A 26,027-nucleotide genomic window follows, 5' to 3' on the forward strand; every position below is an offset into this window, starting at 1 on the left:
CCGCCTCAGCCGTTGACCGCGTCGCGCCACTTCAGCAGGCGATCCACGCGGTCCCAGTCGAAGCGCGGCGCCTTGATGCCGACCGTGAACAGGCGGGCGCCCAGGCCGTGGAACTCGTCGAGCTCCGACGTCGAATCCGCGTGCCCGGGCTCGACCGAGACGGTGATCTCGCTGCGGTCGCGGCCGATGGTGTCGCACCACTGGTCGAGCACCCCGAGCTTGTGACGCAGCGTGTCCGCGTCGGAGAAGCTGTGCCAGATATCCGCGTGCCTGGCGACGATGCGCAGCGTCTTGCGCTCTCCGCCACCGCCGATGAGCACCGGGATGTGCCGCGTCGGCGCCGGATTCAGCAGGCTCCAGCGGCGTTCGATGCGCGGCATCGCCTCGGCCAGCTCGTCGAGCCGGGATCCGGCGGTGCCGAACTCGTATCCGTACTCGTCGTAGTCGCGACGGAACCAGCCGGAGCCGATGCCGAAGATGAGGCGTCCCTCGCCGCCCTTCGCGCTGATGTGGTCGACGGTTCGCGCCATGTCGGCGAGCAGGTCGGGGTTGCGATAGCTGTTGCAGCTGACCAGCGGACCGAACTCGATGCGCTCGGTCTGCTCGGCCCACGCGGCCAGCATCGTCCAGCCCTCGAAGTGCAGGCCGTCGGGCTCACCGGACAACGGGTAGAAGTGGTCCCAGTTGAACGCTATGTCGACGCCGAGATCCTCGAGTCGCAGCACGGTGTCGCGCAGGGTCTGGTATTCGGCGTGCTGCGGCGCGATCTGCACGCCGACGCGGACGGGGGTCTCCTGGCTCGTGGGCACGGCTCTCCTCAGGGATGTCGGTGGATGCCTTCGACGCTAGCGGCGCTGCCCCGCGCGCGTGGCGGGGTGGCGGACGCGCACGGAGCCGCTACGCCTGCGGCAGGGGCAGCGCGAATGCCGCGGGATCGAACGTGCCGTTGCGCTCGCGGAAGGTGTGCGCGTATCCGGGCCAGAGCAGCGTGAGACGGCCGCTGCGCTCGTCCACGTACCAGCTCGTGCATCCGCTCAGCCACACGGTGTCACGGGCGGCGGCGTCGAGGTCGGCGACGTAGGCATCCTCCGCCTCCTGGGGGATATCCAGCGGCACGTCCGACCCGGCCAGATGGTCGAGCGCACCGAGCACGTAGTCGAGCTGCGCCTCGATCATGTAGACGGCCGAGTTGTGGCCGAGGCTCGCGTTCGGGCCGTCGAGCACGAAGAAGTTCGGAAAGCCGTGCACCACGGTGGACGCGTAGGCGCGCATGCCCTCCGCCCAGTGCTCCGCCAGCCGGATGCCGCCGCGCCCGGTGACGAGGTGGGCGAACGGCGGCGTCGTGGCGCGGAATCCGGTGGCGAAGACGAGCACGTCGACGTCGTGGCGGCCGCCGCCGGACGAGACAGCCGTCGAGTCGTCGATCCGGTCCAGCGCCGATGGTTCGAGCGTGACGTTCGTCCTGCACAGCGCCGGGTAGAAGTCGTCGGAGAGCAGCACGCGTTTGCAGCCGATCTCGTAGTTCGGCGTCATGGCGTCGCGGAGCCGCTGGTCGGTCAGCTGTCGCTCGCGGTGCGCGCGGGCGCGTTCCCTGAGCGCGTCGATCGCCTCCGGCACTCGGAGCCGCTGCGGGAACGCCGCCTCCGCGGCCCAGAAGATCTCCTCGCGCACCCGGGAGCGCTCGCCCGGGTCCTCGAACGTCCTGAGCTCTGAGGCCGTGTACGCGCGGTCGCCCCGCGGCACCACGTAGGGGGCGTTGCGCTGGAACACCGTCACGTGCGCGGCGCTTCTCGCCAGCCGAGGCAGCAGCTGCACCGCCGACGCGCCCGTGCCGACAAGTCCGACCCGCGCGCCGGCCACGGGGGCTCCCGGGTCCCAGGCCGCGGTATGCATTACCGTGCCGGGGAACCCGTCCAGGCCGTCGATGCGCGGGATGCGCGGCTCGCTGAGCCTCCCGACCGCGCTCACCAGGGTGCGGGCGCGGTAGAGCGCGCGGGGCGTCGTGACGAGCCATCGCCCGTCGACGTCATCCCACCGGGCGGCATGCACCGGCTCGCGGAACCTGAGGTGCGGAAGCAGGCCCTCCTCGCGCGCGCACTCGCGCAGGTACTCCTGCAGCTCAGCCCCGCTCGGGTAGACGCGCGACCAGTCCGGCTTCGTGCGGAACGAGTACGAGTACAGATGCGACGGGATGTCGCACGCCACCCCCGGATAGACGTTGTCGCGCCAGGTGCCACCCACGTCGTTCGCGCGCTCGAGGATGACGAACGTGTCGTCGACACCCCGTTCTGCGTTACGGCGCTTCATCAGGATGCCGAGGCCCAGCCCCGCGAAGCCGGCGCCCACGATCACGGTGTCGACTTCGATCGCTCTGCGGCTGTCCATCGCGGCGTCGGCATGGGTCGCGGTGTATGCATCGATCGCGGCGTCGGCATGGATCGCCGCGCTCTGCCTTCGGCTGGGCTCCGCCGCTTCGGGCGCCAGGCCGGCGGAGTCCGTCATGACGACACCCGTTCGTACGTGGTCGTGCGCTGGACGAGCGGCCGGCCGACCTCGTCGGCGATGCGCCGCATGTCGGCGACGCCGAGCACCCGGCCCTGTTCCGGGCCGGCCCATGGCGCGAGCTCGCCGTCGATGAGCACGCCGCCGAGGTCGTCCACTCCGCCGCACAGCACGAGCCGGGTCCCGTGCAGGCCGAGCTTGGTCCACGCCGCCTGCACGTGGTCGATCGCGCCGGCCAGCATGAGGCGGGCCACGGCGTGCACGGCGAGCGACTCGCCCAGATCGGGACCGGGACGAGCGCCGGGCACGCTCACGGGCGAGTCCTGCGGTACGAACGGCATCGCGATGAACTCCGTGAAGCCTCCCGTGCGGCGCTGGAGCTCGAGAAGCATCCTGAGGTGGGCGACCTGATCCCGCGCGGACTCGATGTGGCCGTAGACCATGGTGGCCGTCGAGCGGAGACCGGCGCGGTGCGCCGCCTCCACTGTCGCGACCCAGTCGGCGACGGGCAGCTCGGACCCGCCGGAGAGCACGTCGCGAATGCGGTCGTCGAGGATGCGCGCTCCCGTGCCCGGCACGGTGCCGGCCCCGGCCTCGCGCAGCGCGGAGAGATATTCCGTCAGCGGCATGCGCATCCGGGCGGCGGCGTCGAGGTGCTCGATCGGCCGGTAGGCGTGCACGTGGAGCTGGGGATGATGGGCCTGCAGGGCCCGCACGAGATCGAGGTACGCGGATGCCGGCAGCGCGTCGCGGATGCGCCCCTGCACGCACACCTCGGTGGCGCCGAGCGCGACCGCCTCGTCGGCGAGCGCGGTGACGTCTTCGAGCGTGAGGACTCGGGGCGCCGCCGCGCCACCGTGGGGATCGACCGCCTCGCTGTCCGCCGCGAGCAGCGACGCGTCGAGGTTGCGATTGACGACGTAGGTGATCTCGTCGCCCACCCGCTCGCGCCGCACGTCGTCAGCGACCGCGCGCAGCGCATCCAGGTCGGCGCCTCGTGCACCGAGCAGCAGGACGTACGCTTCATCGTCGAGCCCCGCCGGGTCGCGTCGCGCTGCCTGCAAGAGGGCGGGGATCTGTGTCCCAGGGGCAGTCCTCCCGCCGGCGGCCTCCTCCGCCGTGCCGGCCTGCGGATCGAGGCGCCAGGGGCGGCTGACGACGGGGGCAGACTCGTCCGCGAGGCCGTCGTCATCCGCAAGCGCCAGCGTGTGGGGCAGCACTGAAGGGTCGATCCACGGCTCGCCCTCACGGATGAAGTGCGGATGCGCCGTGAGGCGTTCGTGCAGCGCGAAGCCCGACCTGCCGGTCAGCCTGGCCAGCTCGTCGATCTGCGGCCAGGGTCGCTCCGGATTCACGTGGTCGGGCGTGAGCGGGCTGACGCCGCCCCAGTCGTCGATGCCCGCGCGCAGCAACAGTGCGAGCTCGTCGTGGTCCGTGAGGTTCGGCGGCGCCTGCACGCGGGCATCCGCGCCGAGCACGAGGCGCGTGACGGCGACGGCCGCCGCGTACTCGTCTGCTTCGAGGTCGGGCCTGTGCATCATGGCCGTGGCATACTTCGCCCGGAAGTTCTGCACGATCACCTCCTGCACGTGCCCCCACCGCTCGTGCGTGTCGCGGAGCGCGAACATGGCATCGACCCGGTCGCGAACGCTCTCGCCGATGCCGAGCAGGACGCCGGTCGTGAACGGGATGCGGGAGCGTCCGGCGTCGTCGATGACGCGCAGCCGCACGGCGGGATCCTTGTCGGGTGAGCCGTAGTGCGCCTGGCCCTTCTCCGACCACAGCCGAACGGACGTGGTCTCGAGCATCATCCCCATCGACGGAGCGACCGGCTTGAGCCGCTGCAGCTCCGCCCAGCTCATGACGCCCGGGTTCAGGTGGGGGAGCAGCCCCGTCTCCTCCAGCACGCGGATCGCCATCGCCCTCATGTACTCGAGCGTCGAGGCGTATCCGTGCTCGGCCAGCCACTCGCGGGCGACGGCCCACCGGTTCTCCGGCCGGTCGCCGAGTGTGAAGAGCGCCTCCTTGCAGCCCATCGCCGCGCCCTGCCTCGCGATCTCCAGCACCTCCTCTTCGGAGAGGAACGGGGAGATGCCGGCCTTCGCCAGCTTGCCCGGCGTCTGCACGAAGATGCAGTAGTGGCATCTGTCCTGGCAGAGGTGCGTGAGCGGGATGAAGACCTTGCGCGAGTAGGTGATCACTCCCGGCCTGCCCGCACGTTCCAGGCCCCGGTCGCGCAGCCGTCCCGCGATCTCCAGCAGGGCGTCGAGGTCCGCGTCGCGGGCGAAGAGCAGCGTCTCCGCGTCGTCGACCGTCGGCGGGATGCCCGCTTCCGCGGCTTCCCGGGCGGCCTCCAGCGCCTGCGCCATCCGCTCCTCCGACGGTGCTTCCGCCGCGGTACCGTCCTCCTGCGGCATCGAGGAGGTCGCGGTTCGCGCGGCCTCGTCCACGGGATTCCGGCGGGCGGAGACGTCGGTGACGGTCAGCAGCTTGGCGGGCACGAGCATCCTCTGGGAACGGGCCACGCACGGGCCCGAGAACGGACGGGAGAGGCAGAAAAGAAGGGATGCGGCCCAGATCGGAGGCCATACAGCTGATTCGTGCCCAGGATAGCGAGCGCACCCCGTGCCGGTGGCGGCGCGCCGGGAACCGGGCCGCGCCCGGTGACGTCGCGTGCGACCGGGCGGAGCGGTCGCGTCCTCAGGCCGCCGGCGTCGGCCGGTACGCGACCCGCGCGGCCGTCATCAGCGCCTGGTGAGCCGCACGACAGGGATCACGCGGCTGGTCTTCTGCTCGTAGTCGAGGAAGCCCGGGTTGTGCGTCGTGAACTCGCGCCAGGCGGCGTCGCGTTCCTCCCCCTCGAGCGCCGTCGCGTGCACGTGCACGTCGCCGTCGTCCGCCGTCTCGATGACGATGTCCGGGTGGGCGAGCAGGTTGTGGTACCAGGCCGGGTTGTCGGGTGCGCCGGCCTTGGACGCGGCGATCAGCCAGGAATCCGGACCGGTCTTGAGGGATGCGACGGGACTGACGCGCTCGACGCCGCTCTTGGCTCCGATGTGGTGCAGCAGCACCAGCTTGCGCCCGAAGTGCCCGACGGAGCCGCCGTTGGCCCTGAACTCGTCGATGACCGGCTGGTTGTAGCCCGCGTTGTCTGCCATTCATGCTCCCCGTTCCGCGATGAACGTTCCCGTTGGTGGTCCCATCGATGATCTCGTCGACGGCCGGCGCCGATCACGCTCGGCGCCGTCCCGCCGCGATCCTACGCACGAGGACCGATCCTGTGGGGTGCTCGTGTCAGGCGAGCGCGAGCCGGAGCGCCTGCTCGGCCATCCGTGCCGTCGCCGGCACGTCGCGCATCCACAGCGGCACGCCCAGCGCGTCCAGTCCTGCGGCCTGGAGGGCCGGAACGGCCTCCGCGTCCACCTCGTCGACGAGCCAGCCGTCGAGCAGGCCGCCCGAGTGGCGCGCCCCGTAGTGCAGACCGACCGCGAGCGCCGACGTCTCCACGCCGATCACGGTGAGGCAGGCATCCGCCATGCCGCGCACGGCGGCGCCGCCGATGATGGGGGAGACGCCCACGACGCGCGCCGACGTCTCCCGCACGGCGTCGCGCACGCCGGGGACGTTGAGGATCGTGCCCACCGAGACCACGGGATTGGACGGCGGCACGATCACCACATCCGCGTCACGGATCGCGTCGATCACGCCGGGCGCCGCGGCGGCCGACTCGAGCCCGACCTGCACGAACTCGGAGGCGGTCACACCTGCCCGGTACCGCACCCACCACTCCTCGAAATGGATGAGCGAACCGGCCGGATGCTCGTCCGCCGCCTCGCGCAGCCGCACATGCGTCTCCACCTGCTGATCACTCATCGGCACGATCCGCGCGCCCGGCCGCCACCGCTCGCACAGGTACCTGGTCGCATCGCTGAGTGTGGAGCCGTCGCGCAGCAGCTCGGTGCGCACGATGTGCGTTCCGAGGTCGAGGTCGCCGAGCGTGAACCAGTCCCAGCCCCTGCCGTATGCGGCGATCTCGGCGGACACCCGCCTGCTCTCGTCTGCACGCCCCCACCCCTGCTCCTCGCTGATGCCGCCGCCGAGCGTGTACATCACGGTGTCGAGGTCGGGGCAGACGCGCAGGCCGTTCAGCGTCATGTCGTCTCCCGTGTTGACGACGACGGTGACATCGACGAGCGACCCGCCCTCCCCATCGGGATACGCCTCGCGAAGATGGGCGAGGAGGCCGCGCGTGAAGCGGGCCCCGCCCACGCCGCCGGCCAGCACGGTCACACGATGCAGATCGGTCATGCCACAAGTCAACAGCAGTCGCGCGGCACCGATCGCCACAGCAGGTTCAGAGGTGGTCGTCGCGCCTGGCCTGCATGGCCTCGCGCACCACGCTCCAGGCATCCGCCACATCGCCGACATGGCCGAGCTTGTCGGGGTTCAGCACGGTGCGGATGGCCTGCACCCTTCCCTCCTGCACGTCCAGGCTCCACGTGTTGAGCACCCGGCCGTCGCGATCGCGGAAGATCGCGCCCGGCTCGCCGTTCACGGGGCGCTGCTCGACGACACCGCCGATGTTCCGGAACGCGTCGTAGATCGCCACGAGCGCGTGAGCCACATTGGTGTCCCCGAACATGCCGCGGCCCCAGTTCGGAGCCTTGCCGCCGCTGTCGCTGACCAGCTGCACGTCGGCCGTCAGCAGCTCGCGCAGTCCGTCGACGTCTCCGTCGCGCAGCGCGTCGAAGAACCGGTCGGCCAGTTCGTCTCTGGCAGCCCGGTCGGACTCGAAGCGCCTGCGGCCCTCGTCCATGTGGCGTCTCGCGCGCACGGCGGCCTGCCTGCACGCGGCCTCCGACCGGCCGACCGCCGTCGCGACCTCGGCGAACCCGAAGCCGAACACCTCGCGCAGCACGAACACCGCCCGCTCCAGGGGACTGAGCCGTTCGAGTAGGAGCAGGGCGGCCATCGACAGCGAGTCGGCCAGCTCGGCGGCCCGCTCGGGGTCCTCGTACGGATCCGACAGGAGCGGCTCGGGAAACCAGGGGCCCACGTACTCCTCGCGCCGCACGCGTGCCGATCGCAGCTCGTCCAGGCACAGCCTCGTGACGATGGTCGACAGGTAGGCCTTCACGGAGTCCGGACGGGCGCCGGATGCCTGAAACCTCACCCACGTCTCCTGCACGGCGTCCTCTGCGCCGGAGACGCTGCCCAGAATGCGGTACGCAATGGAGAAGAGCAGGGGACGCAGCTCTTCGAACTGCTCGACGCGGCCGCTTTCGCCGCTGTCGTCGGTGTCGCCGCTGTCGTCGCCCGCGCGGTCGTCGGCCCGGTCGCGCCCTGTGCGGTCCTCGGTCACGACGCCCGCACCTCCGGTCGAGCGGGTGCGGAGAACTCGGCGCGGAACCCCTGCCGCCACGACGGGTAGATCAGGTGCCACCCCAGCTCCCGCTTCGCCTTCGCATTCGAGAACGCGCGCCCTTCTGTCATCATGACGACAGCCTGGTCGCCGGCGAGCATGCGCGCCAGCCACACCGGAACGCGCATCGGCGGCTTCGCCCCCGCGCACTCCGCCAGATAGGGCAGCCAGTCCCGCGCCTGTGCCGGCTCGTCGTCCACGATGTTGAACACACCGGCCGCATGCTGTTCGATCGCGAGCGCGGTCGCGCTCGCGGCATCGTCGAGATGGATCCACGAGCTGTACCCCGCCCCGTTCCCCACGAGCGGGTACTGCCGCTTGCGGATGAGCTCCACCTGGTCGTCCGTCGCGCCCGGTCCGTACAGCGCGCCGTAGCGCAGAACCGCGCCGCCGGCATCCAGCACGCGTTCCTCCGAGTGCCGCAGCGCCTCGAGGCCGACTTCGGAGGCGGTTCCCGGCATGAGGTTGAGGGTGGCCTGCTCGTCTTGGACGGCCGGGCCGTCCGGGTCGCCGTTCCAGCTCGCGTACCCCTGCGCCACGATCGTGCCCACCCCGGCGGCCCGTGCCGCAGCGAGCAGGTTGTCCGTTCCCGTGGTGCGCAGCCGGTTCGTGCCGGCGAACCACCTGTCGGGATGCTTGATGTCGGGCTTGCCCGCGTGCGACAGCGAGATGGCGGTCATCTCGTGCGCCAACGCATCCGGTCTGGCCGCGGTGAGGGCCCTGCGAACGGCATCCGCGTCGAGGCCGTTCATGACCACGCCCTCCGCCCCGAGCTCCTCCAGCAACCGCAGCTTCGCCGCGCTGGTGGTGGAGGCCACCACATCGTGCCCGCGTTCCACCAGCCGCGGGATCAACCGCCTCCCGAGGACACCGCTTCCGCCTGCCACGAAGACCCGCATCGTGTCGTCCTTCCTTTCGGCGCGCTGTTCGCGCCAACTGACTTCTCACGGTCTGAGACGAGACGGCCGGGCCGAACGTGACATCGGGGCAGAATCGAGGCATGCCGTCGTCGCCCAGGTTTTCCCCGCTCCGTGCCGTTCGCGCAGGCGTGGCCTGGTTCTCGCGAACGAGGTTCTTCCGCAGGGTGGGGCCGACCGTCATGCCGCCGTTGGAGCGGATGATGAGGGCGCTCACGGGAGGCAGGGTGCAGCTGAGCGGACTGCTCGTGCCGTCCCTCGTGCTACGCACGACGGGAGCGAAGAGCGGTCTCGTGCGCGAGACGACGCTCATGTACTGCCCCGAGCCCGGCAACCGGATGCTCGTCACCGGCAGCAACTTCGCCCGCGACACGCATCCGGCGTGGACGGCGAACCTCATCGCGCATCCGGGTGCCGTCGCCGTCGTGCACGGCAGACCCATCGCGGTGCGGGCGGAGCTCATCGGAGACGACGAACGAGAGGATGTCTGGGCCTACATCCAGCGGCAGTGGCCGGGCTACCGGGGCTACGAGCGGGCGAGCGGACGAGTGCTGCGCATCTTCCGCCTGGTCCCCACCTCCGCCTCCCGCTGAGCCTGCATACCGCTGGTTGAGCTTGTCGAAACCAGCCCAAACCCACGGTAGGGGTTTCGACAGGCTCAACCCACGGTGGGCTCGACGGGCTCAACCCACGGCGGCGGCGCTACTTCAGGAGCCGGGAGAGAACGCGGTCGGCGAGCGGCTTGCCGCCCGTCTGGCATGTCGGGCAGTACTGGAACGTGGAGTCCGCGTAGATCACCTGCCTGATCGTGTCTCCGCAGACCGGGCAGGGCTCACCCGTACGTCCGTGCACGCGCAGGTTCGACTTCTTCTCTGCCTTGAGCTCGGATGCCTGCAGCCCGTCCGCGCGTTCCAGTGCCTCCCTCAGCGTCGTCTGCGTCGCGTCGTAGAGCGCGTGCACGTCATCCGCCGGCATGTTCGCCGGCTTGAAGGGCGACATCTTCGCCACGTGCAGGATCTCGTCGGAGTACGCGTTGCCGATACCCGCGATCTTCGCCTGATTGCGCAGCACGCCCTTGATCTGGGCGCGTCCCGCCGCGGACAGGATGCCGGCGAACACCTCCTCGGTCAACTCCGGTGCGAGGGGGTCCGGTCCGAGCCGGGCGACTCCCGGGACGTCGGATGGCTGCCGCACGAGCGAGATCGCCAGGCTCTTCTTCGTCCCCGCCTCGGTGATGTCGAGACCGGAGCCGTCGTCGAGCACGAGCCGTGCCGCGAGCGGTCCCGCGCTGCGGCCTCGCGGTCGGGCGGCGGGGACGGGCGCCGCGTCCCGCCAGCGGATCCAGCCCGCCCTGGCGAGATGGATGATGAGGTGCAGGCGCTCGCCGGATCCGGCCTCCGCGGGCTCCACCGTGAGGTCGAGGAACTTGCCGTGCCGGCCGACGCCGGACACGAGCATCCCGTGCAGCACCGACACCGGAGGGTCGAACGTCTTCAGCGCCGCGAACGACGTGACGTCGAACCTGTCGATGACGCGACCGCGCAGCCGACGGTCGAGGTCGGCGGCCAGCGCGTGCACTTCGGGCAGTTCCGGCACATCCCTAGTGTGCACCGTGCCGCCGACACACCGCACGGCACGGTCCCTGCGATCTCCACGTGCGACGTCCGACGTGCGCGATCGGTCCGTTTCTCGTCCGCGGGTCCCTCTGTTGACGCTAGGAACGGGACCCGTGGATGACAAGTGGACCGGCGGATGGGAAATGGACCCGCGGATAAGAAGCGGACCGGCGGATGAGAAACCTGCGCTCAGCTCAGGATGTCCTTGGTGGCGAACCGCGCGTAGGCCAGCGCCCCGAACACCGTGACGTAGCCCAGCTGCAGCAGCGCGTTCTGCCCGTACGAGTCCCACACCACCGGATCCCGCAGCAGATCCCCGAACCCGAGCCAGTAGTGAGTGAACAGCCACGGATGCACCCAGTCCAGCTGCGGAAGCTGATCGAGGATCTGAGACACCCCGGCCAGCACCACCGTCGCGGCCATCGCGCCCACCGGAACCGTCGTCAGCGTGGAGATGAACAGTCCGATCGCGCCCAGCGAGGTGAGGGACAGCGCCACGTAGCAGGCGAGCAGCGCGGTGCGGACGAAGAAGCCTGCGGCATCCACCGTGTCGCCGGAGAGCAGCGTCACCGGGCCGATCGGGAACAGCAGCGCGCCGATGCCGATGCCGGCCAGCACGATCACCACGGTGGCCGCGAGCGCGAAAGCGAGCACGCCGACGTACTTGACGATGAGCAGCCGCAGCCGTCCGGTGGGCGCCACGAGCAGATAGCGCAGGGTGCCGAGCCCCGCCTCGCCCGCGATGGTGTCGCCTGCGACGACGCCGAGCGTGAGCGGCAGGAACAGCGGTATGCACACCACGAGCGCGGTGAACGCCACGAACAGGCCGTTGTCGGTGATGGCGCCGAGGAAGGCGGGTCCGCGCCCTGAAGACCCTGCTCCCGTGACGCGCACCACGATCGCGATGAGCACCGGAACGGCGGCGAGCGCGACGAGCATGGCGATGGTGCGCCTGCGGCGGAACAGCGTGCCGAGCTCCGACCCGAGCAGCGCGAACACGCGACGGCGAGCGATGCCGCCTGTGCCGGATGACACCGACGCCTCGCGCGCGCCCGCTGCGGCCTCAGCCTGCGACATCGAAGCCCTCCCCGGTGAGTGCGACGAACCGGTCCTCCAGCGACGGCGACGTGATCTGGAATCCGCGCACCCGCACGTCCGCCGCGACGAGCGCCGCGACGATCGCCTCCGGCGCCATGGCCTCCTGCAGCGGGGCGACGACGACGTCGCCCGTGACCGAAGGCTCGAGGCCGAGCGAGACGAGCACGGATGCCGCGGCGCCGGCATCCGGCGTGCTCACCACCGCCTCGTGTCCGCCCGTGGCCCGCAGCTCCTCGAGCGAGCCGGATGCCACGAGCCGGCCGGCCCGCATCACGGCCACATGGCTGCACAGCTGCTCCACCTCGCTCAGCAGGTGACTGGAGACGAAGACCGTCGCGCCGTCGTCCGCGAGCCTGCGCACGAGCGAGCGCACCTCGCGCGTTCCCTGCGGGTCGAGCCCGTTGCTGGGTTCGTCGAGCACGAGCAGCTCCCGCTCGCGAAGGAGCGCGCCGGCGAGCCCCAGGCGCTGTTTCATGCCGAGCGAGTAGGCGTGCGCCTTCTTGTCGGCTGCATGGGTCAGGCCGACGCGCTCGAGAGCGTCGGCGACGCGCTGTCGCCTGGTGCTGGCGACCGACCGCGGGTCTGCCGCGTCGAGCCGGCTCAGGTTGGCGCGACCGGTGAGGTACGGGTAGAACGCCGGGCCCTCGACGAGAGCGCCGACGCGGGGGAGGACGGCGGCGGATGCGCGTGGCATCCGCTCTCCCAGCAGCTCGACTTCACCGGCCGTCGGCTCGGTCAGCCCGAGCAGCATGCGAATGGTCGTCGTCTTGCCCGAGCCGTTGGGGCCGAGGAATCCGTACACGGAGCCGCGCGGAACATCCAGGTCGAGTCCGTCGACGGCGAGCTGCCGCCCGAACCTCTTGGTCAATCCGCTGATGCCGATCGCGCGACTCGCTCTGGGCGCGCCGGCCAAGGCGCTCATGCCTGCGTCGCGGGGTCGGCTCGCCTCATTTCGCCGCCGACTGGAGGGCGGTGAGGGGAACGGCTCCCGCGTACAGTCGCCCGTCGTTCGTGATCAACACCGAGAACAGCGACGTCTGCAGGCCTCGTACGCCGTCGACCGACTGGGTGAGTTCGTTCAGCAGGTGCGACTGGTCGGCGGTGAGCCCCGACATGCCCGAGCCGAGCGCGCCGGACGGCACGGCGACCACCGACGTCCAACCTGACCCGATCACCGTCGGGCCCTCGAACGACCCAGGCACGCGATGGTCCGGATGCGCGGTGTGCGACGGCAGCGACTTCTGCGTCACCTTCGCACCCTTCGGAGGCGTGAAGCTGAAGTTGGAGGCGGCGGGGGTGCCGAAGTCCACCGACGTGAAGGCGACGGAGACCGCTGCAGACTTCTGTCCGCGGGCGTCGACCTGTGCCGCGAGCGGCACGCCCGTCTTCGCGTCCACCGAGAGCACCGCCTTGCCGACCAGCGTGTCGGACGTCTTCGGCGTGATCGTCAGGCGCCACACGCTGCGCGAGGCGACCGATCCCTTCGACACCGTGAGCGTCGAGTCGACGCCGGCCTTCTTCACGAGCCGTGACGCGACATCCTGAGGCGTGGCGGTGGGGGAACCGGATGAGGCGCTGTCGGCCGTCTTCGACGGCAGCGTCACGTGCACCGCCTTCTGGGTCTTCGAATCCCATGTCCACACGTCGGTGCCGTTGCGCACGACGTCGCGCTCGGCGAGGCTGTCGAGCACCTGCAGGCGTTGCTTGCTCGGCCCGTCGACGTAGACCCGCGCCTTGTGCGAGGCGGTGAGCAGTTCGAGGATGCCGGATGCCTGTGCCGTCGACCCTCCTGCGCCCGTCGCGCCCGCGGGCAGCTCGGGCAGACCCAGATCGCTGGTCTGCTCGATCGTGCCGGAGTAGTGCGCGTTCTTCGCCTTCGCGATCGACGCCAGCACGCTGGCGGCGGACGGAGTGGACGCCTGCTGAACGGTCCCTGCGTCGGCCGCGAACGCGGGCGCGGAGACGACGCCGGCCACGACCACGGCCACGACCACGGGCGCGACCAGTGCGGGAAGCCACTTCAGAAGTCTCTTCATCGGGTATCACCTCGGCGAGGGCCATAGCGGGGAGCGGCCCTCGCCCGTCAGGGTAAGTCGGAATGCTCCATCCTGGCTGGGTTTACTCCGTCGTTGACTGGGTCCCGTCCACCGGTTCGACGCGGTGCTCGCCAGCGGCGGCGAGCAGGCTCGCCATCGCCTCGGCGTCGTGCGGCGCATACCCCTTCGCGTCGTTGTCGAAGTACACGTAGATGTCGCGCTCCGCTCCGCCCTGCCTTGCCTGCCTGAGCATCCTCGCGGCCCAGGCGCGCAACGACGCCTCGTCGTATCCGCTCGTGTACAACTCCTCGCCGCCGTGCAGCCGGGCGTAGACGAAATCAGCCGTCTGCTCGTCGAACACCGGGAAGCGTCCAGCAGAGTCCGCCAGCACGAGCGCGATGCCGTGCCTGCGCAGGATGTCGGCGGCGCGGGCATCCGCGAAGCTCGGATGCCTCGGCTCGAGCGCGTGCAGCAGCCGCTGCCCCTGCTGCCCCGCCGTCTTGCCCGACGGGATCTCCACGCGCTTCACCTTCGCGTCGTGTCCGCGAGCGATCTCCGCCGCCTGGCCGAACGTCGTGGGCAGCCGTGCGCAGAACCGCTCGAGCAGCTCCGCGTCGAACTCGAGCCGCTCGGGAAGCTGCCAGAGCAGCGGGCCGAGCTTGTCGCCCAGCAGCAGTACGCCGGAGGCGAAGAAGTTCGCCATCGCCTGATCGATGCCCTTCAGCCGGAGCATGTGCGTGAGGTATCTGCCGCCCTTGACACCGAACACGAAGCCGGGCGGGGTCTCGTCGTGCCAGCGCCGGTAGGAGGCCGGCGACTGCAGCGAATAGAAGGAGCCGTTGAGCTCGACGGTGTTGAGCCTGCCCGCGAGGTAGGCGAGTTCGTCCCTCTGCCGAAGACCTGCGGGATAGAAGTCCCCTCGCCACGACGGGTAGCGCCACCCTGAGGTGCCGACGAACGCTCGGGGGCTCATGCCTCCAGTGTGCCCGTCGTCGTGCCCGAAAATCGCACCGTGGCCGGATCAGAGCGACGGATGCCTGCTCAGCAGCGCGGACCCCTCACGATGGCCCCCGGCGGGAAGCGTCAGTGCTTGGCCTCGACCGCGTAGTGCTGCGTGTCGACGATCGACGAGCGCTCCGGCGTCTCCTTGCGGGTGCGGGCGTCCCGTGCCGAATCGAACAGCGTCCAGAAGCAGAACAGCCCGAAGATCACCGCTCCAGCGGCGAAGACGATGTACTCCACGGAACGCTTCCTCTCGTCGTATCCGACTACTCACTGTACCGTGGCGCGGGCCGTCTCCGCCGCACGCCGGCGTCGTGCATCCGGCGATGCGTCTCCGTACCCCGCGTCAGGACACCTCGGCCCTTCGCGTCAGGACACGGCGGCCCTTCGCGTCAGGACACGCCGGGCACGTAGCCGCCGATCGTCGACGAGACAGCGCTCAGAATCGTCACCACCTTGATGACGACCAGCACGATGGCGATGACGGTCACCGCCACGAGCGCCCAGATCGGCCACATCACGTCGCGGCCGCCACGACGACGAGCGACGACCGTGCGCCCGATGACGTACACGATCGGGCCGAGGAACGTCCATGCCCAGTGGAACGGGTGGGCGAACCCCCGCCGCTGCAGCTCACGCCAGTCGAAGTACGCGAACATCACGGTCAGGCCGTAGATGACGAGAGCGAGAACGTCGAGCAGCAGCACGCCGACCACGAACCCGCTGAGGGACGACGTGAAGCGTGAGACGTCCGGTCCCTCCGGCGAGGAGCCGGATGCGCTCAACGCCAGGACGGCGCGCACGTACGAGGAGAAGTCGAGGAACAGGTATCCGATGACCGAGAGCAGCTGGAGCCCGACCACGAGCCACACAGACCACGTCAGCGCCGACGTGCCAGGCGCCACGGGCGGATACGCGACAGCGCCCTGCTGCAGGGCCACCTGCGGGTAGCCGGGGCCGTACCCGGCCTGGCCATTGCCTGGCTGGCCGTAGCCCGACTGGCCGTACCCGGCAGGGAAGGAGCCTGGCTGTCCTGCAGCGGGCTGGGCCTGGCCGGGCTGCGTCGCACCAGGCTGCGTGGAGCCGGGCTGCGTGGAGCCGGGCTGCGCTGAACCGGGCTGCGGTGCGGCGGCCGGCCCTGCACCCGGGCCACCGTCGTAGAGCGGCTGCGCGGTCGGAACGGCGGGCCGGGAGTGCTCCGTCCACCTCATGCCGTCCCACCAGCGCTGACCGCCCGGGTTGCTCGGGTCGGGGTCCGGGTACCAGGCCGGAGGAGTCTGCTGCTGGTGCGAGTCGGTCATCGGTTCTCCTGCGTCGTGAGTCTGCCGTGCCCGGGCGGCGGATGCCGCGCCGCGGGTCGCCGAGTCCAGGCGGTCACGTGCCAGGGTCGTCGCGAGCCGGGGCGCCGGTAGCCGGGCCGTTCGGGGTCCGGGCACCCGGCGAGCGTAGCGCACCGGCTCATGACCGATCCAGGAATGGCCTATCGGAGCGCTGCAGGCCGCGTGGCGATGCCTACGATGGGTCGATGGCCGAAGGCGCGAGCAGCGGAGGGGCGACGGGGTCCACCCGCGCCGACATCTGGGTGTGGTCGGTGCGGTTCTACAAGACGCGATCCCTCGCCACCGCCGCGTGCAAGGCCGGGCATGTGAAGGTGAACGGCGAACGGGCCAAGCCCGCGCAGGTGGTCAGGGTCGGCGACGAGGTGCGCGTCACCACGGACCGCGAGCACATCGTCGAGGTGCGCGGCATCCTCACGAAGCGGGTCGGAGCGCCGATCGCGCAGGCCGCATATCTCGACAAGACGCCGGCGCTGCCGCCGAGGGTCGAGCAGCCGTCCGCCGTGGTGCGCGAGCGTGGCATGGGCCGGCCGACGAAACGCGATAGGCGCGAGCTGGAGCGACTGCGCGGACGAGGCTGAGACCCGCCCGGAGCGGGCTCAGGAGGATGCCGGCAGCGGCGCCGCCGCGAAGAAATGCCAGCCGAGCCACCACCAGAACACGATGATCGTGATGCGCACGGCCCTGGATGCCATCACGCGGTCGAGCAGTGTGCCGAAGGGCGCGAGACGCTCGGGCGCGTGCCAGGAGTACCAGCTGAGCACGAGCGCGAAGAGCCCGACCGAGACGAAGCCCGCGATGGTGATGATCCGGCTCACGGATGCCTTCCCCTGCGCAGCAGCGCGGCTCCGCCGACGATCCACAGGGCAGCGCACACGGCGCGGCCGAGCGGATTCGCGACGATCGGATCGATCAGGTCGGACAGCGGCGGATGCGCGTTCTCTGCGGCCGCCGACGGCATGGCCAGGAAGAACGACGACAGCTCCCACAGGCAGAGGAAGACACCGGCGGCGGCCCACAGCACCGCCGACCTGCGTACCGCGCCCCTGAGCGCTCGTGCGTCGTCGCCCGCTCGTTCCGAATCGGACGCGGGGAGCTCCATGCCGTCGCCGCGCCAGGCCACGACGAGGGCCGTCGCGCCGACCACGCAGACGACGGCGAGATCGGCCACGCCCCACTGCGGCGCGAACGTGATGACGGCGACGACGATCGCGCTGAGTGCGACCTGGGCCGCGAGGCGAACGCGGGGGAGTGGGTACCGCTCGAGCGCGCGGAGCCAGCCGGCGGCATCCGCGAGCAGCGCGAGACCGGCGCCGAGGAAGAACGCGCCGTCGATCGGTGCGCCGCGATAGATCTGGAACGAGCCGCAGAGCACGAGGATGGCGATCCACCACCAGTCTGCGCGCAGGCGAGAGGCAATGCCCGCGGGGCGCGTTCCCGGTCTGGCAGAACGCGCCTTGCGACGCGGTGACGATTCCGGCTGTGGCGACGGTGGGACGTTGCCCGCCATGTCAGCCCTCGATCGGGCCGAGCCAGGCGGTCGCCACTGTCGAGTGCGCGGATTCGTCGTCGGAGGGATGGAACATGCCGGCGAGCACGTCCCGGTAGAGCCGGCCGAGCTCGCTCGAGGCGAAGTAGCTGCTGCCGCCGGAGACCCGGATGGCCTTGTCGACGACGTCCCTCGCGGTCTCCGTCGCGCGCACCTTCATGCCCACGAGCTTGGCGAACCACTGCGAGCCGTGGTCGGTGTGGGCATCCACGTCGCCGGTGAGCGCGTCCAGCTGCGGGTAGAGGGCATCCTGGGCGATTGCGGCATCCGCGATGCGCCACCGGATGTCGGGATCCTGCGCGTACGAGCGCCCGTCGTTCTTCATCGACGTGCGTCGTCGTGCGGTCTCGACGGCAAGCTGGAGCGCCCGCTCGCCGATGCCGGTGTAGACGGCCGCGAGCAGCAGCTCGAAGCTGGCGAAGATGCCGAATGTGAGGAGGTCGGCATTGGGCCCGGGATCCAGCCTGCGCACGATCCGGTCGGCCCGCGCGTGCGCTCCGTCGAGTCGCGTCGAGTTCGATTGCGTCGCCCGCATGCCCAGCGTGTCCCAGTCGTCGGCGATCTCGAACCCGCCGCCGTCGCGGTCGATGAATCCGAAGACGATCTTCGGCGCATCCTCGCTGATCGAGTCGAGGCCCATGGTGCCCAGGCGCGTCCACGCGGGCGAGAGCGACGTGAAGATCTTGGTGCCGTGGAAGGTGTAGCCGCCTTCACCGTCTGGCCGGGCATCCGTTCGCGAGCCGAAGAGCACGAGGTCGTTGCCGCCCTCGCTGATGCCGAAGCCGAACACCTCGCCGGATCCCGCCTCGCGCTGCACGAACTCCAGGGAGTCGTCCCCGCGGTCGCGCAGCACCTTCGCCACACCCGTCCACACCAGGTGCATGTTCACCGCGAGGGCGGTGGCCGGAGCGGCGGATGCGAGCCGCACCTGTTCCCGCGCCACCTCACGAAGCGACAGGCCGAGCCCGCCGTACGCCGACGGCACCAGAGCGCGCAGGTACCCGGCCTCGGCCAGTTCGGCGAGATCGTCGGCGAAGAACGCGTTGTCGCGGTCGTAGCCGGCGGCTCGGGAGCGGATGCGCTCCAGCAGGTCGTCCGACAGCACACGCACAGCAGACTCGCTCACGCCGTTCAGGTTACGCCGGATGCCGGACCCGGCATCCCCGCACCGCGGTTCGAGCCTGTCGAAACCAGCGCGGCGGCACCGCGGTTCGAGCCTGTCGAAACCCGGCGTGGCCCTGCATCGCGGGTTGAGCTTGTCGAAACCCGAGCGACATGCCAGCCGGCCTCCTCACGACCTGCCCCAAGCCGTACACCCCGCCCTCTCGATGTGCGCGCGCCGCTATGGTGGCCACCATGCAGGAGCGCATTATGGAGACCCGCACGCTCGGCCGAACCGGACGCACGGTGTCCGTCATCGGGCTCGGAACGTGGCAACTCGGCGGTGACTGGGGAAACGTGAGCGAGGCCGACGCACTCGCCGTGCTGGAGGCATCGGCGGAGGCGGGCGTCACGTTCTTCGACACGGCGGACGTCTACGGCGACGGCAGGAGCGAGAGCATCATCGGCCGTTTCCGGGCCGCCAACCCGGATGCTGCCGTCACGGTGGCGACGAAGATGGGGCGACGCGTCGACCAGGTTCCCGAGAACTACACGCTGGCCAACTTCCGGCAGTGGGTGGACCGCTCGAGGGCCAACCTGCGCACAGACACGCTCGACCTCGTGCAGCTGCACTGTCCGCCGACGGCCGTCTATTCCGACGACGAGGTGTTCGATGCACTCGACACCCTCGTCGACGAGGGAGCGATCGCGAACTACGGCGTGAGCGTCGAGCGGTGCGACGAGGCGCTGACCGCGATCGCGCGTCCGAATGTCGCGACCGTGCAGATCATCCTCAACGCGTTCCGCCTGAAGCCGCTCGAGCAGGTGCTGCCCGCGGCGCAGCAGGCCGGGGTGGGCATCATCGCGCGAGTGCCGCTGGCCAGCGGCCTGCTGAGCGGCAAGTACACCAAGGAGACCACGTTCTCCCCGCAGGACCACCGGGCGTACAACAGGCACGGCGAGGCGTTCGACGTGGGGGAGACGTTCTCCGGCGTCGACTACGAAACCGGCGTCGAGGCCGCCCAGCGCTTCACGGATGCCGTGGCCGCCGTGCGCGACGCACACGGCATCGATTGCGTCGACAAGCTCACGCCGGCGAAGGCCGCGATCGCGTGGGTGGCGCAGCTGCCCGGCGTCAGCTCCGTGATACCCGGAGCGCGCAACGTCGACCAGGCTCGCTCGAACGCGGCGGCCGGATCCCTCGCGCGGCTCGGTACCGAGTTCGACCGGGCAGTGCACGAGATCTACGACGACTACATCCGTGCCGATGTGCACGACCGCTGGTGAGACGGAAGGAAACGGGAACACCGAGATGACGAGGCTGATGATCGTCGTGGGCAGCGTGCGCGACGGGCGCATCGGGCTGCCGATAGCGGACTGGGTGCGTGACACCGTCGAGCGCGACGACCGATTCGAGTTGGACTGGGCCGACCTCAAGGAGATCGACCTGCCGCTGATGACCGAACCGAATCATCCGAGGCTCCGTCAGTACACGCAGCAGTCCACGATCGACTGGAGCGACAGGGTGGATGCCGCCGACGCGTTCGTCTTCGTTCAGCCCGAGTACAACTACAGCTACTCGCCTGCGCTGAAGAACGCCCTCGATCACCTGTCGCAGGAGTGGTGGCGCAAGCCGCTCGGAACGGTCAGCTACGGCGGTGTCTCCGGCGGAACCCGTGGCGTCACGGCGCTCCGCGTGCCGGTCACAGCCGTCGGGCTCATCCCCACGACCTCCAACGTCGAGATCCCGTGGGCCGCGCGTCAGATCGACGACGAGGGCGCGTTCGAGCCCAACGAGCACCAGGAGCGGATGCTGGCGGCCCAGCTCGACGAGATCGTCGCGCTCGACCACGCGCTGGCGCCGTTGCGCGCCGCCCGCGCGCACTGAGGCGGCGGGCCGGTCCACGCCAGGCCGCGAAACGTCTCAGCTCGAGGGCGGCGAAACGCCTCAGCTCGGGGGAAGCGGAACCGGCTCCGTGTCGGGGATCGGGCTGGCATCTTTGCCGCGCAGGTCGGGATGCCAGCGTTTGCCGAGGAGAGGCACCAGCACGCCGAGCGCAGCGAGCACGGCGGCGACCCAGAACGCGCCGATCGCCGAGTAGCGGTCGATCAGGAATCCCGCGACGGCGCTTCCCAGCGCAGCGCCGATGAGCTGGCCGGTCCCGACCCAGCCGTACGCCTCCGCCGTGTCGGAGAACTTCACGCTCGAGGAGACGATCGCGAAGATCACCGCGAGAGCGGGAGCGATGCCGGCGCCGGCGATGACCAGCAGACCGGCGAGCCACCAGAAGTTGGTGATCCACAGGCTGGCCAGCACGACGCCCACGAACACGATGAGCATGCGCCTGGCGAGCGCCCACGGACCGATCGGCACGGCGCCGAGCGCGAAGCCTCCCGCGAGAGACCCGAGCGACCAGATGGCCAGCACGATGCCGGCCTCTGGGCCCTCGTCGCCGAAGTTCGCGATGACCCCGGCCTCGATCGCCGCGCACGAGCCGACGAGCAGGAACCCCACCAGCGTGGCGAGCATCACGGTGGGCCGGCGCAGCACGGCGCCGAACCGGCGTTTGCTGCGCGGGATGCGCACGCGTCCGAGCTCGGGCGAGGCCACGAACCATGCGCCGCCGCCCAGCATCACGACGGCGCACACCAGCAGGCCGATCGTCGTCGAGATCTGCGTCGCGATGAACGTGATGACCACGGGGCCGGCGATCCAGATGATCTCCTGTGCGGAGGCATCCAGCGAGAAGAGCGGGGTCAGCAGCCGGGAGTTCACGAGCTTCGGATAGATGGTGCGCACGGCCGGCTGCACGGGCGGCGTGGCGAGCCCGCCGATGAGCGCGATGGCCATGGTGATCGGGATGGGCAGCACCACCAGCGCGATGATCGCGATCGTGGCCGCGCACACGGCCGTCGTGACGATGAGCACGGGGCGCATGCCGACGCGTCCCATCAGCCGGCTGGTGAGCGGCCCCGCGACGGCCTGGCCGATGCTCGCGGCGGCCAGCACGAGGCCGGCGGCCCCGTACGTGTGGTGCACGCGCTCGATGTGCGTGAGCAGCGCAAGCGAGAGCATCCCGCTGGGGAACCTGGCCGTGAGCTGCGCGGCGATGATCCGCCCGACACCGGGCGTTTTCAGAAGGTCCGAATATGCGCTCACTAGCGGTCGAGTCTATCCGTGCGATGGGCCTGACTGACGGGCGCTGCGCCCCTGCCTTGCACCCCTGGCCGGCGTGCCGAGGGCCGGGGGTCGGCGGCCGTCGAGAAGGCGCCCCGCCCACGCACTCGCCCCCGTCCTCGCGTGCCGGAAATCGGAGATCCGCGGCCGCTGCCCGCGTGTCGTGGCTCGCCGTCGGCGTGTCGCGAGAAGGTGCCGATTTTCGGCGCGGGGCGCGCCCGGATTCCTCGTCCCATCAGCACCTGATCGCCTGTGGAAACTGGGGATAACCGGGTGGAACTTATCCACATCTGTGGACGACACGCCCACAACATCTAGGGTTGAGCGCTCGTGTGCACCCCGCTATATAGTGATCACACGCCGGTTCCGTCGGGGCCTCCCGATCCCGGCAGAGCCACCGGAATCCGGGCGCCGAACGGCGTCGAGCGGATGTCGGGGGTCTGCCGGAACATGAGTGAAGACGACGCACGGCGCGGGTCCGAGTGCATGCTCGGGCTCGGTGAACACGGGGGAGTTGGTACGTCGGGCAGGCAAGCGCGGCGTCGCGGTCGATGCGACGTCGGGTGAGCCGGCCGGAGGCGCTTTCGCGACCCCGCAGAGATGTGGGTGAGCGGCACCGCCACGGGGTGGATGCCGGCAGGCAGCAGAAGAGGAAGAGGCGAAGTGGCAATCACGGTCGTGAAGCGCAACGGCGAGAGGGAGCCGTATGACGCGAACAAGATCAACCTCGCGATCGAGCGGGCCTCCGAGGGGCTCGATGAGAACATCACCTGGGTCACCCAGATCGCCAGCGAGCTCGAGCTGACGCTGTTCGACGGCATCACGACGCAGCAGCTCGACGAGGCGGTCATCCAGGTCGCACTGCAGAACGTCAAAGACGACCCTGCGTTCGACACGGTCGCGGCCCGCCTGCTGCTCAAGACCATCTACAAGCGCGTGCTCGGCGACTACGAGAACGACGAGGAGCTCAAGAGGCTGCACCGCGAGAACTTCCGCGCCTACATCGAGCGTGGCGTCGCTGAGGAGCTCCTCGACCCGCGCTTCCCCGACCTGTTCGACCTCGACCGCCTGGCATCCGTGCTCGAGCCCGCCAACGACGGCCTGCTCAAGTACATCGGTCTCGTCACGCTCAACAACCGCTACGGGATCAAGGCGCGCAACGGCGAGCCGCTCGAGGTGCCGCAGTACTTCTGGATGCGCATCGCCATGGGCCTGTCCCTCAACGAGGCCGACCCGACGGGCATCGCCATCGAGTTCTACGAGACCATGTCGCGCCTCGACTACTTGGCGGCCGGCTCCACGCTCGTGAACGCAGGCACGAAGTTCCCTCAGTTGTCGAACTGCTTCGTCATGGAGATGCACGACGACATCGAGCACATCGCCAAGAGCGTGCGCGACGTGATGTGGATCACGAAGGGCACGGGCGGGATCGGGCTCTCGGTCACGAAGCTGCGCTCGCAGGGGTCGCCGATCCGCTCCAACAACACCACCTCGACGGGCCCGATCCCGTTCATGCACACCATCGACTCGGTGCTCCGGGCGGTCAGCCGCGGCGGCAAGAAGTTCGGCGCCCTGTGCTTCTACATGGAGAACTGGCACCTCGACTTCCCCGAGTTCCTCGACCTGAGACAGAACTCGGGCGATCCGTACCGTCGCACCCGCACGGCCAACACGGCGGTGTGGATCAGCGACGAGTTCATGAAGCGCGTGCAGCACGACGAGCCGTGGTACTACTTCGACCCGCTCGAGGTCGCCGACCTCAACGAGCTGTACGGCAAGGCGTTTTCCGAGCGCTACGCGTTCTACATCGAGGAGGCCGAGGCCGGCCGGTTGCGCATGTTCAAGCGCACGACGGCCCGCTCGGTGTTCAAGGACATGCTGATGAGCCTGCAGACCACCAGCCACCCGTGGCTGACCTGGAAGGACACCATCAACAACCGTGCGCTGAACAACAACACGGGGACCATCCACCTGTCGAACCTGTGCACAGAGATTTGCCTCCCGCAGGACATCGACAACATCGCCGTCTGCAACCTCGCGTCGATCAACCTGTCGCGTCACCTGCAGGACGACGGCACGTTCAACTGGGCCACCATCGAGCGCAGCGCCCGCCTCGCCGTGCGCCAGCTCGACAACCTGATCGACATCACCATGTCGTCGGTTCCCGAGGCGGACAACGCCAACATCAACAACCGCGCCGTCGGCCTGGGCATCATGGGCTTCACGGATGTCGTCGAGCGCCTTGGATACAGCTACGAGTCCGAGGAGGCGTACGACCTCATCGACGAGGTGGCCGAGCGCATCTCGTACTACGCGATCCAGGAGTCCGTTGACCTCGCGGCGGAGCGCGGCGCGTACCCCAACTTCCAGGGTTCCCGCTGGTCGCAGGGGATGGTGCCGTTCGACACCATCGCGATCACGGAGCAGGACCGCGGCGTCGAGATCAAGGTCAATCGCAAGACCCGCATGGACTGGGACTCGCTGCGCGAGCGCGTCAAGGGCGGGATGCGCAACGCGACGCTGATGGCCATCGCGCCGACGGCATCCATCGGTCTCGTCGCGGGCACGACTCCGGGATTCGACCCGCAGTTCTCGCAGATCTTCAGCCGGTCCACGTCGAACGGCAAGTTCCTCGAGGTCAACCGCAACCTGGTGCGCTCGCTGCAGGAGCACGGGCTGTGGGAGAAGGTGCGCGAGCAGGTGCTGCGCAGCCAGGGCGACATCCAGGGCATCGCGGACATCCCGGATGCCATCAAGAAGGTCTACAAGACGAGCTTCCAGCTCTCGCCGTACGCGTTCCTCGAGGTCGCGGCGCGCGCCCAGAAGTGGATCGACCAGGCCATCAGCCGCAACATCTACCTGGAGACGCGCGACATCGGCGACATGGTCGACCTCTACTCGGCGGCGTGGGAGCGCGGTGTGAAGACCACGTACTACCTGCACATGAAGCCGCGGCACCAGGCGGAGCAGACGACGGTGCGCGTGAACAAGGCCGAGGAGATCGGCGGCGCTCGCAAGGGCTTCGGCGCCGTGCCGGCGGGAGTCGCGGCGGGTGCGTCGTCGGCGGATGCCGGCAGCCAGGCACCCGCGCCTGCTCCCGCTCGACGCGGGTTCGGCTTCGGCGGTCTGAACGGCGGTGACAAGTGATGGACGACGAGTACTACGTGCCGGAGGATCCGATGGATGCCCTGCAGTGCGACTCCTGCCAGTGAGCGCGCGCGAGCTGACGAGACCGAGAACGAGATAGAGGCAGAGAGAACATGGGCATTCTGGGGACCGGCATCGAAGAGGGTCTGCTGCTCAAGCCGGTGAAGTACCAGTGGGCGATGGACCTGTACGACCAGGCCGTGGCCAACACCTGGTTTCCCAACGAGGTGCAGCTCGGCGAGGACATCGCCGACTTCAAGAAGATGACCGAGGAGGAGCGTCACGCCGTGACGTTCCTGGTCAGCTACTTCAACCCGAACGAGCTGCTGGTGAACAAGGCGCTGGCGTTCGGGGTCTACCCCTACCTGAACGCGGCCGAGGCGCACCTCTACCTTGCCAAGCAGATGTGGGAGGAGGCCAACCACTCGATGTCGTTCGAGTACATCCTCGAGACGTTCCCGATCGACCGCGAGGAGGCCTACGCCTCGCACGTCGAGATCCCGTCCATGGCCCGCAAGGAGGAGTTCGAGGTCAGATTCATCCGGCGCATGCTGGAGCAGAAGCTCGACATCGGCACGACGGAGGGGAAGCAGGACTTCATCCGCAACCTCGTCGCCTACAACATCATCCTCGAGGGCATCTGGTTCTACTCCGGGTTCATGGTGGCGCTGTCGTTCCGCCAGCGGAATCTGCTGCGCAACTTCGGATCGCTCATCGACTGGATCGTGCGCGACGAGTCCCTGCACCTCAAGTTCGGGATGAACCTCATCCTCACCGTGCTGGAGGAGAACCCGGACCTGCAGACGCCGGAGTTCGCGGCCGAGATCAAGAACATGATCCTGGATGCCGTGGCGATGGAGGAGGAGTACAACAACGACCTCCTGCCAGGCGGCATCCTCGGCCTCAACGCGAACTACATCAACCAGTACGTGAAGTACCTCGCCGATCGCCGCCTCGAGGAGCTCGGCTTCGAGCCGGAGTACAACGTGACGAACCCGGCGAAGTGGATGGCCGCGGCCAACGACACGCTCGAACTCGTGAACTTCTTCGAGTCGATCAACACGTCGTACGAGTCGAACGCGAAGGCGAACAGCTGAGTCGCAGGCGACGGCGGTCGCGTCC

Annotated in this window: 24 protein-coding genes; 6 read left to right on the forward strand and 18 right to left on the reverse strand. The window is 69.6% G+C overall.

Features of this window, described 5'->3' with window-relative positions; translation table 11 throughout:
• Positions 1-5: 5 nt before the first annotated feature.
• From VHB92_RS07580 to VHB92_RS07610, 7 genes are all read right to left on the reverse strand, one after another.
• Entirely contained in the window at positions 6-809 is an 804-nt protein-coding gene (locus tag VHB92_RS07580) for an LLM class F420-dependent oxidoreductase (protein WP_325452993.1), read from the reverse strand.
• Positions 810-897: 88 nt separating this feature from the next.
• Positions 898-2,502 (reverse strand): NAD(P)/FAD-dependent oxidoreductase, encoded by a 1,605-nt coding sequence (locus VHB92_RS07585; RefSeq protein ID WP_325452994.1) that lies wholly within the window; start codon positions 2,500-2,502, stop codon positions 898-900.
• Positions 2,499-5,003, reverse strand: coding sequence for a 7,8-didemethyl-8-hydroxy-5-deazariboflavin synthase CofG (gene cofG / locus VHB92_RS07590; RefSeq protein WP_325452995.1), 2,505 nt, complete (start codon positions 5,001-5,003; stop codon positions 2,499-2,501). The genes VHB92_RS07585 and cofG overlap by 4 nt, the downstream gene beginning before the upstream one ends.
• A 243-nt stretch (positions 5,004-5,246) precedes the next feature.
• Positions 5,247-5,660, reverse strand: a complete 414-nt coding sequence (locus VHB92_RS07595; RefSeq protein ID WP_325452996.1) for a nitroreductase/quinone reductase family protein — start codon at positions 5,658-5,660, stop codon at positions 5,247-5,249.
• Between the two features lie 136 nt (positions 5,661-5,796).
• Positions 5,797-6,810 (reverse strand): 2-phospho-L-lactate transferase, encoded by a 1,014-nt coding sequence (cofD, locus tag VHB92_RS07600; protein WP_325452997.1) that lies wholly within the window; start codon positions 6,808-6,810, stop codon positions 5,797-5,799.
• Between the two features lie 46 nt (positions 6,811-6,856).
• On the reverse strand, positions 6,857-7,864 hold the full coding sequence (locus tag VHB92_RS07605; RefSeq protein WP_325452998.1) for an RNA polymerase sigma-70 factor: 1,008 nt from the start codon (positions 7,862-7,864) through the stop codon (positions 6,857-6,859).
• Positions 7,861-8,823: an NAD(P)-dependent oxidoreductase gene (locus tag VHB92_RS07610; RefSeq protein WP_325452999.1), complete on the reverse strand. Its 963-nt coding sequence runs from the start codon at positions 8,821-8,823 to the stop codon at positions 7,861-7,863. Before VHB92_RS07610 ends, VHB92_RS07605 begins: the two co-directional genes overlap by 4 nt.
• A gap of 101 nt (positions 8,824-8,924) precedes the next feature.
• On the opposite strand from VHB92_RS07610, the gene VHB92_RS07615 reads away from it, so the two are divergent.
• Positions 8,925-9,434: a nitroreductase family deazaflavin-dependent oxidoreductase gene (locus VHB92_RS07615; protein WP_325453000.1), complete on the forward strand. Its 510-nt coding sequence runs from the start codon at positions 8,925-8,927 to the stop codon at positions 9,432-9,434.
• 109 nt (positions 9,435-9,543) lie between these two features.
• Here the strand turns inward: VHB92_RS07615 and VHB92_RS07620 are convergent, their stop codons facing one another.
• The 7 genes from VHB92_RS07620 to VHB92_RS07650 form a co-directional block, all read right to left on the reverse strand.
• The gene (locus VHB92_RS07620; RefSeq protein WP_325453001.1) at positions 9,544-10,437 is read right to left on the reverse strand and encodes an Fpg/Nei family DNA glycosylase; all 894 of its coding nucleotides are present in this window, start codon (positions 10,435-10,437) and stop codon (positions 9,544-9,546) included.
• Positions 10,438-10,646: 209 nt separating this feature from the next.
• Positions 10,647-11,534 carry an ABC transporter permease gene (locus VHB92_RS07625; RefSeq protein WP_325453002.1) on the reverse strand — a complete coding sequence of 296 codons (888 nt, stop codon included), beginning with the start codon at positions 11,532-11,534 and terminating at the stop codon, positions 10,647-10,649.
• Positions 11,521-12,477 (reverse strand): ABC transporter ATP-binding protein, encoded by a 957-nt coding sequence (locus VHB92_RS07630; protein WP_325453003.1) that lies wholly within the window; start codon positions 12,475-12,477, stop codon positions 11,521-11,523. Before VHB92_RS07630 ends, VHB92_RS07625 begins: the two co-directional genes overlap by 14 nt.
• Before the next feature lie 25 nt (positions 12,478-12,502).
• Positions 12,503-13,591: an outer membrane lipoprotein carrier protein LolA gene (locus VHB92_RS07635; protein WP_325453004.1), complete on the reverse strand. Its 1,089-nt coding sequence runs from the start codon at positions 13,589-13,591 to the stop codon at positions 12,503-12,505.
• Between the two features lie 82 nt (positions 13,592-13,673).
• Positions 13,674-14,564, reverse strand: coding sequence for a DUF72 domain-containing protein (locus tag VHB92_RS07640; RefSeq protein ID WP_325453005.1), 891 nt, complete (start codon positions 14,562-14,564; stop codon positions 13,674-13,676).
• 110 nt (positions 14,565-14,674) lie between these two features.
• Positions 14,675-14,833, reverse strand: a complete 159-nt coding sequence (locus VHB92_RS07645) for a hypothetical protein (protein ID WP_325453006.1) — start codon at positions 14,831-14,833, stop codon at positions 14,675-14,677.
• Between the two features lie 152 nt (positions 14,834-14,985).
• Positions 14,986-15,894 (reverse strand): DUF2510 domain-containing protein, encoded by a 909-nt coding sequence (locus VHB92_RS07650; protein WP_325453007.1) that lies wholly within the window; start codon positions 15,892-15,894, stop codon positions 14,986-14,988.
• Between the two features lie 224 nt (positions 15,895-16,118).
• Here VHB92_RS07650 and VHB92_RS07655 point away from each other — a divergent pair, with 224 nt between their 5' ends.
• On the forward strand, positions 16,119-16,511 hold the full coding sequence (locus VHB92_RS07655; protein ID WP_325453008.1) for an RNA-binding S4 domain-containing protein: 393 nt from the start codon (positions 16,119-16,121) through the stop codon (positions 16,509-16,511).
• Between the two features lie 18 nt (positions 16,512-16,529).
• Here VHB92_RS07655 and VHB92_RS07660 read toward each other — a convergent pair whose 3' ends face one another.
• From VHB92_RS07660 to VHB92_RS07670, 3 genes are read right to left on the reverse strand one after another with little or no spacing between them, the layout of a single operon-like run.
• A complete protein-coding gene (locus VHB92_RS07660; protein ID WP_325453009.1) occupies positions 16,530-16,748 on the reverse strand; it encodes a DUF6186 family protein in 219 nt (72 codons plus the stop codon).
• Positions 16,745-17,440, reverse strand: a complete 696-nt coding sequence (locus VHB92_RS07665; protein WP_325453010.1) for a hypothetical protein — start codon at positions 17,438-17,440, stop codon at positions 16,745-16,747. The genes VHB92_RS07660 and VHB92_RS07665 overlap by 4 nt, the downstream gene beginning before the upstream one ends.
• Before the next feature lies 1 nt (position 17,441).
• Positions 17,442-18,605 carry an acyl-CoA dehydrogenase family protein gene (locus tag VHB92_RS07670; protein WP_325453011.1) on the reverse strand — a complete coding sequence of 388 codons (1,164 nt, stop codon included), beginning with the start codon at positions 18,603-18,605 and terminating at the stop codon, positions 17,442-17,444.
• 245 nt (positions 18,606-18,850) lie between these two features.
• Here VHB92_RS07670 and VHB92_RS07675 point away from each other — a divergent pair, with 245 nt between their 5' ends.
• Positions 18,851-19,867, forward strand: a complete 1,017-nt coding sequence (locus tag VHB92_RS07675; protein WP_325453037.1) for an aldo/keto reductase — start codon at positions 18,851-18,853, stop codon at positions 19,865-19,867.
• A 25-nt stretch (positions 19,868-19,892) separates the two neighbouring features.
• Positions 19,893-20,468 (forward strand): NAD(P)H-dependent oxidoreductase, encoded by a 576-nt coding sequence (locus tag VHB92_RS07680; protein WP_325453012.1) that lies wholly within the window; start codon positions 19,893-19,895, stop codon positions 20,466-20,468.
• Positions 20,469-20,528: 60 nt separating this feature from the next.
• Here the strand turns inward: VHB92_RS07680 and VHB92_RS07685 are convergent, their stop codons facing one another.
• Complete coding sequence (locus VHB92_RS07685) at positions 20,529-21,740, reverse strand: MFS transporter (protein ID WP_325453013.1); 1,212 nt, start codon at positions 21,738-21,740, stop codon at positions 20,529-20,531.
• Positions 21,741-22,421: 681 nt separating this feature from the next.
• On the opposite strand from VHB92_RS07685, the gene VHB92_RS07690 reads away from it, so the two are divergent.
• Entirely contained in the window at positions 22,422-24,905 is a 2,484-nt protein-coding gene (locus tag VHB92_RS07690; protein WP_325453014.1) for a ribonucleoside-diphosphate reductase subunit alpha, read from the forward strand.
• 113 nt (positions 24,906-25,018) lie between these two features.
• A complete protein-coding gene (locus VHB92_RS07695; RefSeq protein WP_325453015.1) occupies positions 25,019-26,002 on the forward strand; it encodes a ribonucleotide-diphosphate reductase subunit beta in 984 nt (327 codons plus the stop codon).
• Positions 26,003-26,027: the final 25 nt, after the last annotated feature.

The organism is Humibacter sp. (assembly GCF_035547335.1).
Lineage (GTDB): Bacteria > Actinomycetota > Actinomycetes > Actinomycetales > Microbacteriaceae > Humibacter.

Bases quoted from the DNA above. Each gene is read 5' to 3' on its own strand.
- VHB92_RS07665 (WP_325453010.1), bottom strand. From the start codon at position 17,440: ATGGCGGGCAACGTCCCACCGTCGCCACAGCCGGAATCGTCACCGCGT.
- VHB92_RS07640 (WP_325453005.1), bottom strand. From the start codon at position 14,564: ATGAGCCCCCGAGCGTTCGTCGGCACCTCAGGGTGGCGCTACCCGTCG.
- cofD (WP_325452997.1), bottom strand. From the start codon at position 6,810: ATGACCGATCTGCATCGTGTGACCGTGCTGGCCGGCGGCGTGGGCGGG.
- VHB92_RS07680 (WP_325453012.1), top strand. From the start codon at position 19,893: ATGACGAGGCTGATGATCGTCGTGGGCAGCGTGCGCGACGGGCGCATC.
- VHB92_RS07635 (WP_325453004.1), bottom strand. From the start codon at position 13,591: ATGAAGAGACTTCTGAAGTGGCTTCCCGCACTGGTCGCGCCCGTGGTC.
- VHB92_RS07655 (WP_325453008.1), top strand. From the start codon at position 16,119: ATGGCCGAAGGCGCGAGCAGCGGAGGGGCGACGGGGTCCACCCGCGCC.
- VHB92_RS07615 (WP_325453000.1), top strand. From the start codon at position 8,925: ATGCCGTCGTCGCCCAGGTTTTCCCCGCTCCGTGCCGTTCGCGCAGGC.
- VHB92_RS07675 (WP_325453037.1), top strand. From the start codon at position 18,851: ATGGAGACCCGCACGCTCGGCCGAACCGGACGCACGGTGTCCGTCATC.
- VHB92_RS07625 (WP_325453002.1), bottom strand. From the start codon at position 11,534: ATGTCGCAGGCTGAGGCCGCAGCGGGCGCGCGCGAGGCGTCGGTGTCA.
- VHB92_RS07695 (WP_325453015.1), top strand. From the start codon at position 25,019: ATGGGCATTCTGGGGACCGGCATCGAAGAGGGTCTGCTGCTCAAGCCG.
- VHB92_RS07595 (WP_325452996.1), bottom strand. From the start codon at position 5,660: ATGGCAGACAACGCGGGCTACAACCAGCCGGTCATCGACGAGTTCAGG.
- VHB92_RS07650 (WP_325453007.1), bottom strand. From the start codon at position 15,894: ATGACCGACTCGCACCAGCAGCAGACTCCTCCGGCCTGGTACCCGGAC.
- VHB92_RS07585 (WP_325452994.1), bottom strand. From the start codon at position 2,502: ATGACGGACTCCGCCGGCCTGGCGCCCGAAGCGGCGGAGCCCAGCCGA.
- VHB92_RS07630 (WP_325453003.1), bottom strand. From the start codon at position 12,477: ATGAGCGCCTTGGCCGGCGCGCCCAGAGCGAGTCGCGCGATCGGCATC.
- VHB92_RS07610 (WP_325452999.1), bottom strand. From the start codon at position 8,823: ATGCGGGTCTTCGTGGCAGGCGGAAGCGGTGTCCTCGGGAGGCGGTTG.